General features: G+C 54.7%; 13 protein-coding genes. 6 read left to right on the top strand and 7 right to left on the bottom strand.

The annotated features are described in order from the left end of the window. Window positions 1-99: 99 nt before the first annotated feature. Both purN and purM read right to left on the bottom strand, forming a co-directional pair. Complete coding sequence (gene purN / locus AL479_RS02580; protein WP_071887576.1) at window positions 100-741, bottom strand: phosphoribosylglycinamide formyltransferase; 642 nt, start codon at window positions 739-741, stop codon at window positions 100-102. After that, window positions 738-1,775, bottom strand: coding sequence for a phosphoribosylformylglycinamidine cyclo-ligase (purM, locus tag AL479_RS02575; RefSeq protein ID WP_061077915.1), 1,038 nt, complete (start codon window positions 1,773-1,775; stop codon window positions 738-740). The genes purN and purM overlap by 4 nt, the downstream gene beginning before the upstream one ends. Window positions 1,776-2,037: 262 nt before the next feature. On the opposite strand from purM, the gene AL479_RS02570 reads away from it, so the two are divergent. The 4 genes from AL479_RS02570 (at window position 2,038) to AL479_RS02555 (ending at window position 6,458) form a co-directional block, all read left to right on the top strand. Next, window positions 2,038-3,468 (top strand): 6-phospho-beta-glucosidase, encoded by a 1,431-nt coding sequence (locus AL479_RS02570; RefSeq protein WP_061074951.1) that lies wholly within the window; start codon window positions 2,038-2,040, stop codon window positions 3,466-3,468. Window positions 3,469-3,650: 182 nt separating this feature from the next. Next, on the top strand, window positions 3,651-4,277 hold the full coding sequence (gene upp / locus AL479_RS02565; RefSeq protein WP_046484979.1) for a uracil phosphoribosyltransferase: 627 nt from the start codon (window positions 3,651-3,653) through the stop codon (window positions 4,275-4,277). A 95-nt stretch (window positions 4,278-4,372) separates the two neighbouring features. Next, entirely contained in the window at window positions 4,373-5,662 is a 1,290-nt protein-coding gene (gene uraA, locus AL479_RS02560; protein ID WP_061074950.1) for a uracil permease, read from the top strand. A gap of 94 nt (window positions 5,663-5,756) precedes the next feature. Further along, entirely contained in the window at window positions 5,757-6,458 is a 702-nt protein-coding gene (locus AL479_RS02555; protein ID WP_216525655.1) for a DnaA inactivator Hda, read from the top strand. A gap of 131 nt (window positions 6,459-6,589) precedes the next feature. Here AL479_RS02555 and AL479_RS02550 read toward each other — a convergent pair whose 3' ends face one another. Genes AL479_RS02550 through celB form a run of 3 tightly spaced genes read right to left on the bottom strand, consistent with a single transcriptional unit; the run spans window position 6,590 to window position 10,302 of the window. After that, window positions 6,590-8,023: a leucyl aminopeptidase family protein gene (locus AL479_RS02550; RefSeq protein ID WP_061074949.1), complete on the bottom strand. Its 1,434-nt coding sequence runs from the start codon at window positions 8,021-8,023 to the stop codon at window positions 6,590-6,592. Next, entirely contained in the window at window positions 8,020-8,979 is a 960-nt protein-coding gene (locus tag AL479_RS02545) for a N(4)-(beta-N-acetylglucosaminyl)-L-asparaginase (protein ID WP_061074948.1), read from the bottom strand. Before AL479_RS02545 ends, AL479_RS02550 begins: the two co-directional genes overlap by 4 nt. 3 nt (window positions 8,980-8,982) lie before the next feature. After that, on the bottom strand, window positions 8,983-10,302 hold the full coding sequence (gene celB, locus AL479_RS02540; RefSeq protein ID WP_061074947.1) for a PTS cellobiose transporter subunit IIC: 1,320 nt from the start codon (window positions 10,300-10,302) through the stop codon (window positions 8,983-8,985). A gap of 157 nt (window positions 10,303-10,459) precedes the next feature. On the opposite strand from celB, the gene AL479_RS02535 reads away from it, so the two are divergent. Then, entirely contained in the window at window positions 10,460-11,305 is an 846-nt protein-coding gene (locus AL479_RS02535; protein WP_061074946.1) for a helix-turn-helix domain-containing protein, read from the top strand. Here the strand turns inward: AL479_RS02535 and arsC are convergent. Both arsC and bepA read right to left on the bottom strand, forming a co-directional pair. Continuing rightward, on the bottom strand, window positions 11,302-11,661 hold the full coding sequence (gene arsC / locus AL479_RS02530) for an arsenate reductase (glutaredoxin) (RefSeq protein ID WP_061074945.1): 360 nt from the start codon (window positions 11,659-11,661) through the stop codon (window positions 11,302-11,304). The two genes, AL479_RS02535 and arsC, sit on opposite strands and share 4 nt — an antisense overlap. Window positions 11,662-11,673: 12 nt before the next feature. Beyond that, window positions 11,674-13,137 (bottom strand): beta-barrel assembly-enhancing protease, encoded by a 1,464-nt coding sequence (gene bepA / locus AL479_RS02525; protein WP_061074944.1) that lies wholly within the window; start codon window positions 13,135-13,137, stop codon window positions 11,674-11,676. 223 nt (window positions 13,138-13,360) lie between these two features. Between bepA and AL479_RS02515 the strand changes: the two genes are divergently transcribed. Further along, window positions 13,361-14,425, top strand: coding sequence for an AI-2E family transporter (locus tag AL479_RS02515; RefSeq protein ID WP_042317629.1), 1,065 nt, complete (start codon window positions 13,361-13,363; stop codon window positions 14,423-14,425). The last annotated feature ends 117 nt before the right edge of the window (window positions 14,426-14,542 follow it).

Below are 14,542 nucleotides of genomic sequence, written 5' to 3'. Positions count from 1 at the left end.
TGACAATAAACCGTCTGATCGCAAAGGGGAAGGGGGACTGGAGGTCTGAAGAGAAGCGCTGGCCGGATAACGGATGACATCCGTTATCCGGCACCGTTTTTACTCGTCGGCAGCGTAGCCCTGTGGCGGCAGGCGAACACCGTCCAGCCAGGCGGCGTTATCCTGCATTTTCAGCCGCCCGTCCACAAACCAACTGACGACCAGCGGGTAAATGGCGTGTTCCTGTACCTGAACGCGAGCGGTGATTTCATCTTCGTCATCGCCCTCAAACACCGGGACTTTGGACTGCAAAATGACCGGTCCGCCGTCGAGTTCGTCAGTCACAAAGTGGACCGAGGTGCCGTGTTCCTCATCGCCATTTTCCAGCGCCTGGCGGTGGGTGTGCAAACCGGGATATTTGGGTAACAGGGAAGGGTGAATATTCAGCAGTCGACCGTTGTAGTGCGCGACGAACGCCGGGCTCAGAATGCGCATAAAACCGGCCAGCACCACCACGTCAGGCGCATAAGCGTCGATCTCAAGGATCAGCTCGCGGTCAAATGCTTCACGGCTGGCAAACTGGTCCGCCGTCAGCGTATGGGCCGGGATTGCCGCTTTTCTGGCTCGCTCAAGGCCGAACGCGTCGGCCTTGTTGCTGAATACTGCCCGCAGGGTGCCATTGATTTTCTTCTCTCTGCAGGCATCAATAATCGCCTGCAAATTGCTTCCGTTACCGGAAATAAGCACCACAATATTCATTATTCAATAACCACGCGCTGCGCGGAATCGGAAGCCTTGATGACACCGAGCTTCCAGGCTTCTTCGCCTTTTGCCTTCAGCAGGGCAAGGGCGTTGTCCACTTCCGCCGCCGGCAGGGCAATGACCATGCCGACGCCGCAGTTAAAGGTACGGTACATTTCATGCTGGCTGACGTTACCGACGCTCTGCAGCCAGTTGAAGACGGCTGGCCACTGCCAGGAGGATTCATCGATCACCGCCTGCGTGTTGTCCGGCAGCACGCGCGGAATGTTTTCCCAGAAGCCGCCGCCGGTCAGGTGCGCGATAGCGTGCACATCAACCTTCTCGATCAGTTCCAGAATCGATTTCACGTAGATACGGGTTGGCGCCAGCAGGTGGTCGGCCAACGATTTGCCTTCCAGATCCGTCGTTTCTGGATCGCAGCCGCTGACGTCGACAATTTTACGTACCAGTGAGTAACCGTTGGAGTGCGGACCGCTGGAACCCAGTGCAATCAGCACATCGCCATCGGCCACTTTGGAACCGTCAATGATTTCTGATTTTTCTACCACACCGACGCAGAAACCAGCGACGTCATAATCTTCACCGTGGTACATCCCCGGCATTTCAGCGGTTTCCCCGCCGACCAGCGCGCAGCCAGACTGCAGACAGCCTTCGGCGATCCCCTGAATCACGCTGGCTGCGGTATCCACATCCAGTTTGCCAGTGGCGTAGTAGTCGAGGAAAAACAACGGCTCAGCACCCTGAACCACCAGGTCGTTGACACACATCGCCACGAGATCGATGCCGATGGTATCGTGACGTTTCAGATCCATCGCCAGACGCAGTTTTGTCCCGACGCCATCAGTACCGGAAACCAGCACGGGTTCACGATATTTTTGCGGCAATGCGCACAGCGCACCGAAGCCACCCAAACCACCCATCACTTCCGGGCGGCGAGTTTTCTTCACTACGCCTTTGATTCGATCCACCAGAGCATTACCCGCGTCAATATCAACACCGGCATCTTTGTAGCTAAGAGAGGTTTTATCGGTCACTGCCTGGTTCCCCACGTTTTCTTACGGTAAAAGTAAAATTCGGCGCAATTCTAACAGGGAAAGCAAACGTTTGCGAGCCTGCGTTGCATCCGTTTTTATCTGTCGAGTTTTCCTGCATTTTCTCCGCGGCGCGGTGTTTTTATGACCTGAACCACGAAAATGAAACCGGGTTCAGTTTCACCCTTGAAAGCGTGGTCGGGATTGCTCAGTATCATACTGAAACCGGTTTCTGTTTTGTCATAGCAAATCAACGAGGGAAACTATGTCTGGATTTAACGCGAATTTCATGTGGGGCGGGGCGGTCGCCGCTCATCAGCTTGAGGGTGGTTGGCAGGAAGGCGGAAAAGGGATCAGCGTTGCCGACGTCATGACGGCGGGCGCTCACGGCGTTGCGCGAGAAATTACTGATGGCGTGCTGCCCGGGAAAAACTACCCTAACCACGAGGCGATCGATTTCTATCATCGCTACAAAGAAGACATCAGGTTGTTTGCAGAAATGGGCTTTAAATGTTTTCGTACCTCCATCGCCTGGACGCGTATTTTCCCGCGCGGGGATGAAACGCAGCCAAACGAGGCGGGACTGCAATTTTACGACAATCTGTTTGATGAATGTCTGAAATACGGCATTGAACCGGTGATTACTCTGTCGCATTTCGAGATGCCCTACCATCTGGTGACGGAGTATGGCGGCTGGCGCAACCGCAAGCTGATCGACTTTTTTGTCCGCTTTGCAAAAGTAGTCTTTACCCGCTATCAGCACAAAGTGAAGTACTGGATGACCTTCAATGAGATCAACAACCAGGCAAATTATCATGAGGATTTTGCGCCGTTCACTAACTCCGGCCTGAAGTATCAGCCAGGTGAAGATCGTGAGCCGGTAATGTACCAGGCGGCGCATTACGAACTGGTGGCCAGTGCGCTGGCGGTGAAGGCGGCACGAGAAATTAACCCGACGTTGCAGATCGGCTGCATGATCGCCATGTGTCCTATCTACCCGCTGACCTGTGCACCAGACGACATGATGATGGCGATGAACGCCATGCATCGTCGCTACTGGTTTACCGACGTGCATGTACGGGGGAAATATCCGCAGCATATTCTCAACTATTTTGCGCGCCGCGAGTTTGACCTCGATATTACGGAGGAAGACCGCATTGCTCTGTCCGAAGGCTGCGTGGATTACATCGGTTTTAGCTATTACATGTCGTTTGTCACCAAAGCGACAGACGATAATCCGCAGCTCGATTATGACGAGAGCAAAAGCCTGGTCTCCAATCCCTACGTACAGAAATCGGACTGGGGCTGGCAGATTGATCCGGTGGGACTGCGCTATTCGCTAAACTGGTTCTGGGATCACTACCAGTTGCCGTTGTTTATCGTTGAAAACGGGTTTGGTGCGATTGATGTTCAACTGCCTGACGGCACCGTGGATGACAGCTATCGTATCGAGTATATGGCGGCGCATCTTCGTGAAATGAAAAAAGCGGTGGAAGAAGATGGCGTGGATCTCATGGGGTACACGCCGTGGGGATGTATCGATCTGGTCTCTGCGGGAACGGGAGAGATGAAAAAGCGCTACGGGTTTATCTACGTTGATAAAAATAATGACGGTAGTGGGACGCTGGCGCGCAGCCGTAAGAAATCTTTCGCCTGGTATCAGCAGGTGATAAAAAGTAACGGTGAATCCCTCTGATTTCAGCCACTTGATACTCGGCCCCGCACGGAATGCGGGGCATGTTTTATACTCATCACCCAAACGTATACCACTTTGCTTGATCCAGGTCATGCATACGTTATGTTGCGCCAGAGAGGAAAAGCGGTATAATCCGGCGATTTTTTTTGTGGTTGCCACTCGTCTGAGGAAAGGAGAAGAGTATGAAGATCGTGGAAGTCAAACACCCACTCGTCAAACACAAGCTGGGTCTGATGCGTGAGAACGATATCAGCACCAAACGCTTTCGTGAACTCGCCTCGGAAGTAGGCAGTCTGCTGACCTACGAAGCGACTGCGGGCCTGGAAACTGAAAAAGTGACCATTGAAGGCTGGAATGGTCCGGTCGAAGTGGATCAAATCAAAGGCAAAAAAATTACCGTCGTGCCTATCCTGCGTGCAGGTTTGGGGATGATGGACGGCGTGCTGGAAAACGTACCGAGCGCGCGTATCAGTGTAGTCGGCATGTACCGTAACGAAGAGACGCTGGAGCCGGTTCCGTATTTCCAGAAACTGGTTTCTCATATCGACGAGCGCATGGCGCTGATCGTCGACCCTATGCTGGCGACCGGGGGTTCCGTTATCGCCACCATCGATCTGCTGAAAAAAGCGGGCTGCAGCAGCATCAAAGTGCTGGTGCTGGTGGCGGCGCCGGAAGGCATCGCCGCGCTGGAAAAAGCGCATCCGGATGTGGAACTGTACACCGCATCGATCGACCAGGGCCTGAACGAGCACGGATACATTATTCCGGGGCTTGGTGATGCCGGCGATAAGATTTTTGGTACTAAGTAAGTGAATAACTAATAAATAGCCGACTTTAAGAGTCGGCTTTTTTTTGAATAAAACAACTCAACGACTCATAACAAACACACTCAGAGGAAAACACTATGACGCGCCGTGCTATCGGGGTGAGTGAAAGACCGCCGCTTTTACAGACAATCCCGCTTAGTTTGCAACACCTGTTCGCCATGTTTGGCGCAACCGTGCTGGTGCCAGTTCTGTTTCATATCAACCCGGCTACCGTTCTGTTGTTCAACGGGATCGGGACGTTGCTGTATCTCTTTATCTGTAAAGGAAAAATCCCTGCCTATTTAGGTTCAAGCTTCGCCTTTATCTCACCGGTTCTGCTGCTGCTGCCGTTGGGATACGAAGTGGCGCTGGGCGGCTTCATCATGTGTGGCGTGCTGTTCTGCCTGGTTTCGTTCATTGTTAAGAAAGCCGGTACCGGCTGGCTGGACGTGATGTTTCCTCCTGCGGCAATGGGCGCAATCGTTGCCGTCATCGGTCTTGAACTGGCAGGCGTTGCCGCCGGTATGGCCGGATTGCTGCCTGCGGAAGGACAATCTGCGGATTCGAAAACCATCATTATCTCGATGGTGACGCTGGCGGTGACCGTATTTGGCTCGGTGCTGTTCCGTGGTTTCCTTGCGATTATCCCGATCCTGATTGGGGTACTGGCAGGTTATGCACTGTCATTTGCGATGGGCGTGGTTGATACCACACCGATTGCCGAGGCGCACTGGTTTGCGCTGCCGACCTTCTACACCCCTCGTTTTGAGTGGTTCGCCATTCTGACCATTCTGCCTGCGGCGCTGGTGGTGATTGCCGAACACGTCGGTCACCTGGTGGTGACGGCGAACATCGTCAAAAAAGATCTGGTTCGCGATCCGGGTCTGCATCGCTCAATGTTTGCTAACGGTCTGTCGACGGTGATTTCCGGCTTCTTTGGCTCCACGCCGAACACCACCTACGGTGAGAACATTGGCGTAATGGCAATCACGCGTGTTTACAGTACCTGGGTGATCGGCGGCGCGGCGATTTTCGCTATTCTGCTCTCCTGCGTCGGTAAACTGGCGGCGGCGATTCAGATCATTCCGCTGCCGGTGATGGGTGGGGTGTCATTGCTGCTGTACGGGGTGATCGGGGCATCCGGTATTCGCGTGCTGATTGAATCGAAAGTGGATTACAACAAAGCGCAGAACCTGATCCTGACCTCTGTCATCCTGATCATCGGCGTCAGCGGCGCGAAAGTGCACATTGGCGCGGCGGAGCTGAAAGGAATGGCGCTGGCGACAATCGTCGGGATCGCGCTGAGCCTGATCTTCAAGCTGATCTCTGTTCTGCGCCCAGAAGAAGTGGTGCTGGACGCGGAAGATGCGGATACGCCGCAACAGTAATACAGGCGCCGGGCAGTGATGCTGCCCGGTTCTAACACGACAGAATTCTGTGGTAAACTCATCGCGATTGAATGAAATCTGGATTGAGGTCTCTCTGAACACACCGGCACAGCTCTCTTTGCCACTTTATCTTCCTGACGACGAAACTTTCGCAAGTTTCTGGCCGGGGGATAACGCCTCTTTACTGGCCGCACTGCAAAATGTGCTGCGTCAGGAGCATAGCGGATACATCTATCTCTGGTCGCGTGAAGGCGCAGGCCGCAGCCATTTGCTGCACGCCGCCTGTGCTGAACTGTCCCAGCGTGGCGATGCGGTAGGTTATGTGCCGCTGGACAAACGAACCTGGTTCGTACCGGAAGTGCTCGATGGCATGGAACATCTGTCGTTAGTCTGCATCGATAATATCGAATGCGTTGCCGGGGATGAACTGTGGGAGATGGCCATTTTTGATCTCTACAACCGTATTCTGGAATCCGGAAAAACGCGGTTGCTAATCACCGGCGATCGCCCGCCGCGTCAGTTAAAACTGGGGTTACCCGATCTGGCCTCGCGCCTGGACTGGGGACAAATCTACAAGCTGCAACCACTGTCGGATGAAGACAAACTGCAGGCGCTACAGTTACGCGCCCGACTGCGCGGATTTGAACTCCCGGAAGATGTGGGGCGCTTCTTACTTAAGCGGCTCGACAGGGAAATGCGCACGCTGTTTATGACGCTCGATCAGCTTGATCACGCCTCCATCACCGCACAGCGCAAATTGACCATTCCGTTCGTAAAAGAGATTCTGAAGCTCTAGCCAGAATACAAGGTTACGTATTGCAGTAGCTCTGATAAGCGTAGCGCCATCAGACAGAACGATGCGGATGCCGGATGGCGACGTCGCCTTATCCGGCCTGATTACCCAAACAAAGACCGTCACCCAGAGGTTTACTCCTCAACAGCCAGATCGTTAAGCAAATGCTGCATCAGCAGTGGAATCGGCCTGCCCGACGCCACGCTTCTTCCTCCCTCGCGCCACAACGCCGTACCGCTGACGTCGAGATGCGCCCACGGAATAGTTGCCGGACAAAAATGATGCAGCAGCCAGGCCGCCGATGCGCTGATTGCCGCGTTGTTAGTCGGCGTATTGCACAGGTCTGCAATCGCGCTCTCCGTTTGTTTTTTCAGGCGAGCGTCCAGTGGCAGCGACCAGACTTCATCACCGCTCTGTTCACCGGCAGCGGTTAACGCCGCACGCAGCGCGTTATCCTGGGTCATCAACCCGCTCAACTCATAGCCCAGCGCTTTCACCACAGCGCCGGTCAGCGTTGCTAAATCAATGATATAGCGAGTCTCTTCGTGGCGCTGGCTGGCCCAGGCAATGGCGTCTGCAAGTACCAGTCGTCCTTCGGCGTCGGTATTGTTGATCTCCACCGTCATCCCGTTACAGGCGCGAGCTACGCTACCCGGCTGCATGGCGTCGGGGCCTATGGCGTTTTCCGCCAGCGCCAGCACGCCCATTACCCGGACCGGCAGCGCCAGCCCGGCAATGCTTAGCATCAGCCCAAGCACGTTGGCCGCGCCGCACATGTCGTACTTCATGGTGTACATCCCCGCGCCTTCTTTCAGCCACAAACCGCCGGTGTCGAAAGTGATGCCTTTCCCGACATAGCTGCGCACCGGGCCGCTGCTGGCACCGTCGTAGTGAATCGCCAGCAGGCGGGGTGGGCGGCTGGAGCCTTTCCCTACGGCGTGCAGCAAGCCAAGACCTTGCGCGACGATGGCCTGCTCGTCCAGCACTTCGCAGCGCAGGTCAGGGTAAGCCGCGCATAGACGTTGAGCCTCTTCGACAACGAACTGCGGCGTACACTGCTCGGATGGAATATCCGCCAGACGGCGGGCGGCGACCATGCCGTTGGCAATGGCCTGCTGCTGACGGAAAATTTCCTCTAACGCTTCCTGCTGTTCGGGTAAACAAAGCGCCGCTATGTGGGCGAGTCGCATCGTCGCGTTGTTTGCGGTTTTCAGTTGCAGGTCGTCAAGGCGATGTACCTGATTGAACAGAAAACGCAGAACCTGAAGCAGCACGGTTTCGTGAATTTCGCGAACGTCAATGATCACGTGGGAACTGACCGGCGTGGCGAACAATGGACGCAATGCGTTCAGCAAACTGTCCGTCAGGTTGTCCTGCCACAGCGCGGATGGAATGAGGGTGATGCGTTTGAAAGGGGCGCAGCCAAAACAGGTATCCGCCATGTTACCCGTGGCACGCATTTCGTTTATCAGCGCGGTGTCCGGTAACTGTTGGCTTGTGGGGCGGGCAATCAGGTGCGCGTTGGGTTGCGCCTCTGAAAGGGACTGAATCAACTGATATGTCATCATTCTTCTTCCTCTATTGGCGCACGGATCCGGGCTACGTAGGCCTGCATCCACGCCTCATCGACTGGCTGGTAATACGTCTTTTCGTGCCGACGTTCCGCGAGATAGACTGTGAGTGGGTGGCTGGCTGTGGCAACGGTAAACGAGAAGGTTTTGATATTGGTCGCCGCGCCAAATTCTCCCCGGTGATTCATACACACGACGGACAAATCGCCCACCCGGCCAAAGCGGGACATCAGGTTGTCCTCCAGTTCAAAAACCACTGAGTCCGCAGCCTGCTGCGGCGTCATGCCCTGCGCCATACGGCGAACGATTTCGTAGCTGGTGCAGCCCTTCATCAGGTCTTCGCCAACGCCAGTGGCGGTCGCGGCACCGATTTGACTGTCGCAGTAGAAGCCGGAGCCAATAATCGGTGAATCTCCCAGACGACCGCGTTTTTTCATAAACAGACCGCTGGTGGAGGTCGCCACGCTCATCGAACCCTGCGCGTCCAGTCCGATAATACCGACGGTATCATGGCCGTCATAAGGGCTCAGTCCTTTATCCAGCGTCTCACGGCAGCGTTTGCGATAGTGTTGGATGGCGCGGTCGGTAAGCATGGTTTTTTCTGCAAACCCCTGGCTTAACGCCCACTCGCGAGCGCCCTGGCCGACAAGCAGGCTGTTATACCGCTGACGACTCAGGGCGTGCGCAACGCGTACCGGATTGGCGATATCCACGAGATTGCCCACGGCGCCGAACGCCAGCGTGTCGCCATCCATAAACGCGGCATCCAGTTCCACCTCACCCTTTTCGGTTGGCAGTCCGCCGTAGCCAACGGATTTGTATAATGGGAAGTCCTCAACTGCGGCAACGGCATCGACTACCGCGCTGGCCGCTGTTTGGCCTGCAGCCAGTGCGGAAGCGGACTCAGTAACGCCTTCAAGCGCCATTCGCCAGGTGGCGATAATTCCCCACATGTTTTACTCCTGTTTAACGGGTGTACTCTCGTTTTGTGTCAGCGTGGTGATTTCCGCCGCGCGGTACTGTTTATCGACAATGCGCATAAAGGGCAGATAGAGCATTGCGCCAATCAGTAAATTGATGATTTGCATGACGCTACCGCTAAGATGGCCTGTGACGATAAAACCACTGATAACCGGCGGGAGCGTCCATGGAATAAACACGCCCGTCGTGACGGCAACGGCGCCAATTTTCATTGCGACGTACTGGATGGTGACTAACACCAGAGGCACCAGGTTGAACGGTATAAGCATGATGGGGTTCATGATTACCGGCAGGCCGAACAGAATGGGTTCGTTGATATTGAAAATCGATGCGCCGACTCCCAGTCGGGCCACTTCCCGCATGTTTTTACTGCGGGCAAATATCAGCATCGCGATGACCAGCGATAAGGTTGCGCCGGCGCCCCCCATCCAGATCATGTCAAAAAACTGCTCGGTGATAATATGCGGTGGCGTAACGCCCGCCTGAATGGCGGCGATGTTATCCGTCTGGTTCTCCATCCACAGTGGCCGGATAATGCCATTGATCATCGACCCGGAGTTAATCCCTACCGACCATAAAATCGTGATGCTGAAAACCGTCATCAGCGCGCCAAAATAGGAGGTGCCATAGTGACGAACCGGCGTCGCAACCACTTCATAGATAAAGCGGTGAATTGTCTGGTAGTGGGTATTTTCAAACAGGATGCGAATAATCAGCACCAGGATCATTACCAACAGGGCGGGGATCAGCGCGGCAAACGATTCCTGTACGGCAGGCGGAACCCCTTCGGGCATCTTAATGACCAGCTTTTTGCGTTTCAGCCAGCAGAACAATTCAGTCCACAGCAACGAGCCAATCATTGCCACGAACAGCCCTTTAGTGCCGATCCACTCTACTGGTATCACGGTGATGCCGCCGTTATCCGCAACCTTGATAAACGGAGTGAGGATCAGAAAGCTGACCAGCGCCAGGATGCCGCAGGAGATACGGTCTTCACCGTAGTGTTCCGCCAGACGGTAGGCAACCAGGAAACTGATGAACAGCGACATCGTTGAGAACACCGCGTTAAACGGGATCTCAATAATACTGCTCCAGCTTTCGCCAAACGCGCCAGACATAAATTGCTGATAGGTCTGGTTCGGAAAGGAGGAGATAACCAACAGAATGGAGCCGACGATAATGAACGGCATAAAGGAAACATAGGCGCCGCGGATCGCGCCCAGGTGACGCTGCTGCGCCGTTTTGGCCGCAAGCGGCATCAGTTTTGCTTCAAGAAATCCCAGAACATTGTTCATTGTGAACTCCGTACAAGATCGGATGAGAGTATTTATGGTATGCCAGAGGATTATCAGGGAAGCACCGCAGCCGAAAGGTGAATTTGGTCACAATGTGTTCGCTACATAAACATAAATCTCATATGATTAGTTATCTCTGTGAAAAAAGGATTTAGCGATGGAAATAAAACTGCATGCCAATGCCACCACGACACCGCGCATCCGTCGTTATCTGCAGCAGTCGGATAAAAGCGACAGGGCGCTGGCCGCTGAGCTGGGGATTTCCGTCACTACGGTCAGACGCTGGCGACAACGTGAACAGACTGCCGACCGGCAAACTACGCCGAAAGTGATACACAAAGCGATGAGACAAGAGCAGATCGCGCTGATTAATGGGCTGCGGGATGCGACCGGCGCGCCGTTAGATGAGCTTTTGTTACTGGTCAATGAAGGGCTGGGCATTCACGTATCCCGTGCGACGCTAAATCGTTATCTCAAACCTGTAAGGATGATGCGTCAGGGAACGCTTTTGCAGGGGAAAAAGGCACTGAAGGCCGGGCATTTCCCTCATTTGCTTGAGGTGCATCACCTCCCGCTTTCACTGCATATGGAGGATGGCGGGGAGCATCATGTGCTCTGGGCTCGTGAACCGGTGAGCGGCTGGTGCTATGCGCGATTGTATGCAGGGATTTCACCGCATCTGGTCATGAAATGGCTGGATGCGCTGCTGACAGCCTGTCCGGCTGATATACAATCTATTGAGACTTTCTTTTCTGACACCCATCTCGATGGGCTGGAACAGGGGCTGATAGCTCGAGGGATGACGCACAAAATAAACCGTAACGTGCAGAATGCAATTCGGGTAAACCTTCCGCTGGCGGCGATTGTGCCGCGGGTCAAGGACGTATCGGCCAGTCAACTACTGACAGAGATTTGCGAAAGTTATAATACTGGCAAGGCGCAGAAAAAACTGGGGGAGATGACGCCGCAGGCTTTTCTTGAAGCACTACGGCGGAGTGATTAGCCGATGATTTCCAGCACCTGTTCCGGTGGACGGCCAATGCGCGCCTGGCCGTTCGCCACCACAATTGGACGTTCCATCAGTTTCGGGTGTTCCACCATCGCCTGAATCAGTTCTTCTTCACTCAGACTGCTGTCAGCCAGATTGAGCGACGCGTAGAGCTCCTCTTTTCGGCGCATCAGTTCCCGGGCGCTTTCCATGCCCAGCATCTTCAACAACTGACGCAGCGTTGCGGCATCTGCGGGCGCATCCAGGTAAAGCACCACTTCTGGCTCCACACCGTGCGATTGCAGCAGGTTCAGCGTTTCGCGGCTCTTGGAGCAGCGTGGGTTATGGTAGATTTTTACGGCCTTTGACATGATGAATCCTTTTTACATTTTCGTATACGGCTTAAAACGTTCCTGCAACTGGCGCAACTGGTCGATGCGCGCATCGTAACGCGCCTGTTGCTGGCTGCCCAGCTTCACTTGCGAACTGGCGCTGCTCAGTAACGAGATGGCCTGATCGAGACGGCCCGCCAGCGCATACCCTTCCGCACGCGCGGCCAGTTCCTGATCGCGGTTATACAGCGCGGCTTCCGCCTGCGCCAGTAGATCCCAGCCGTTGGCATCGTCCTTGTTATTAAACGTATAACGGTTGAGGATGGTTGCCGCTTCTTGTGGCTGACCGCCCTGTAGCAGGGCGTTCGCAAGGTTAAGTTGCAAAACCGGGTTGACTCGCAAATCACGCGCCTTTTTCAGTCGGGCAATTGCGTCACTGGTTTTCTTTTGTCCGAGGTCGATGTCGGTGGCCAGATCCAGATACCAGGCGTTATTGGGCTCTGCGGACAGCAGCGGTTGCAGCGCTTTGCGAGCCTCGTCGTATTTACTGGCTTCCATCGCCTGCAACGCACGGCCATACTGTGCGGCGCGCTGCTGGCGGACGTTACCTTTTGCCCACTCGTCCAGCATGTCGCTGGTCAGTTGGTTTCGCCCGGAGTTATACATTCCCAGAGTTCGTGCTTTCGCCAGATAGAAATCTTCAGAGGATTGCACAACCACCGGACGCATCTGGTTTGCGCGGTTGCGGGTATCTGAAAGACGACTTTCCGGCAGGGGGTGGGTCAGCAAAATTTCAGGCGGACGCGAGGAGTAACGCGCCTGGTCGAGCAGTTTTTCCAGGAAGGTCGGCATCGCCTGCGGATCGAATCCAGAACGTTGTAAAACCTGAATGCCGATACGGTCTGCTTCCTGTTCATTCTGCTGCGTGAAGCTAATCATCCCCTGACGCGATCCCGCCAGCGTGCCGGTGAGCGCGGCCATCCCGGCCTGAGGGCTTGCCATCGCCAATAGAATGGAGCCTAACGCGCCAACCCAGGTCAGCGGCGCGCTGCGTTTCTGATCTTCCATGGCGCGCGCCAGGTGGCGCTGGGTGACGTGTGAGATTTCGTGCGCCATAACCGAGGCGAGCTGGCTTTCGTTATCGGAATAGCGAAACAGGGCAGAGTGCAGCACGACGTTACCGCCAAAAAAGGCAAAGGCGTTGATTTCGTCGTTATTAATCAAAAAGAAATGAAAGGGCGTCTTGACCGAATCGGCGTGTGAAACCAGACGCATACCCAACCCATTAATGTACTGAACCAGCAGCGGATCGTTAATCAGTGGCGCGCTGCCACGCAGCTGGCGTACATAATAATCGCCCATCTGCATTTCCTGGCCGATGGAAAGCGTACTTGCAGCCGAGGTTCCCATGTCCGGCAAGCTGTCCGCGGAGTTTGCGAACGCGGGAGCCACCTGACTCAGGGTCAGCGCGGCAATCAGGGTAGCAACCAGGTTCTTCTTAAACTGCCTGAACATAACCTCTGTCCTGTTTTCTTTGAGATAGTCATTTGACCGATGCCGGGTCGTATCGTTCCGTGTCTGCCGACACAGGCAGTGTAACGGCGAAATTTGTCGATGAATACCCTGCACAAATGACTTTTCAGTTTCCAGAATCAGCAATAAAAAGCGAAGTCTTTTTTGTGACATTTCGATACAATTCGGGATCGCAATCCCGCTATTGAGGTTCAGGGAAGGTTTTATGCTCGAAATGTTGATGCAATGGTATCGCCGTCGCTTTAGCGACCCCGAGGCGATTGCCTTGCTGGTTATTCTGGTTGCCGGGTTTGGCATTCTTTTCTTTTTTAGCGGATTACTGGCGCCGCTGCTGGTCGCCATTGTGCTGGCATATCTGCTGGAATGGCCAACGGTGCGCCTCGAAGCCATCGGCTGCTCGCGCCGCTGGGCGACCTCTCTCGTGCTGATCGTATTTGTCGGCATTTTGCTGTTGATGGCCTTTGTGGTGATGCCAGTGGCATGGCAACAGGGGATCTTACTGATTCGCGACATGCCAGGCATGTTGAACAAACTGTCGGATTTTGCCGCCACGCTGCCGCGTCGTTATCCGGCCTTAATGGACGCGGGTATCATCGATGCGATGGCGGAAAACATGCGCACCCGCATGCTGACGATGGGCGATTCGGTAGTGAAATATTCGCTGGCCTCTTTGGTCGGGCTGCTGACTCTGGCAGTCTATCTGGTACTGGTGCCGCTGATGGTGTTCTTCCTCGTCAAAGACAAAGAGCAGATGCTGAATGCCGTGCGTCGTGTGCTGCCGCGTAATCGCGGGTTGGCGGGTCAGGTCTGGAAGGAGATGAATCAGCAAATCACCAACTATATTCGCGGCAAGGTGCTGGAGATGATGGTGGTGGGCGTGGCGACCTGGCTGGGCTTCCTGCTCTTTGGCCTCAACTACTCGCTGCTGCTGGCCGTACTGGTGGGGTTCTCGGTACTCATTCCTTATATTGGCGCTTTTGTGGTCACCATTCCTGTGGTGGGCGTTGCGCTGTTCCAGTTTGGTCTGGGGACCGAGTTCTGGAGTTGTTTCGCCGTCTATTTGATTATCCAGGCGCTGGACGGCAACCTGCTGGTGCCCGTGCTGTTTTCTGAAGCGGTGAATTTGCATCCGCTGGTGATTATCCTGTCAGTGGTGATCTTTGGCGGCCTGTGGGGATTCTGGGGCGTTTTCTTCGCCATTCCGCTGGCGACGTTAATCAAGGCCGTTGTCCATGCCTGGCCGGATGCGCAGGTCGTTGACGAGTCCTGATGCGTTTATGTAACAGGTAAGGGGAAACGGTCTGTAAGTCGATGCGCTCTGGGCGGAAGGTAATAAGGTGGCGCGAGATAAAAAGGTGAGTGTAAAAAGGACGCTTATACAGACAGC

The organism is Citrobacter amalonaticus (assembly GCF_001559075.2).
GTDB classification, from domain to species: Bacteria; Pseudomonadota; Gammaproteobacteria; order Enterobacterales; family Enterobacteriaceae; genus Citrobacter_A; species Citrobacter_A amalonaticus_F.
Note: the sequence above shows the minus strand (reverse complement) of the source record. Positions and strands in the feature narration are given on the sequence as shown.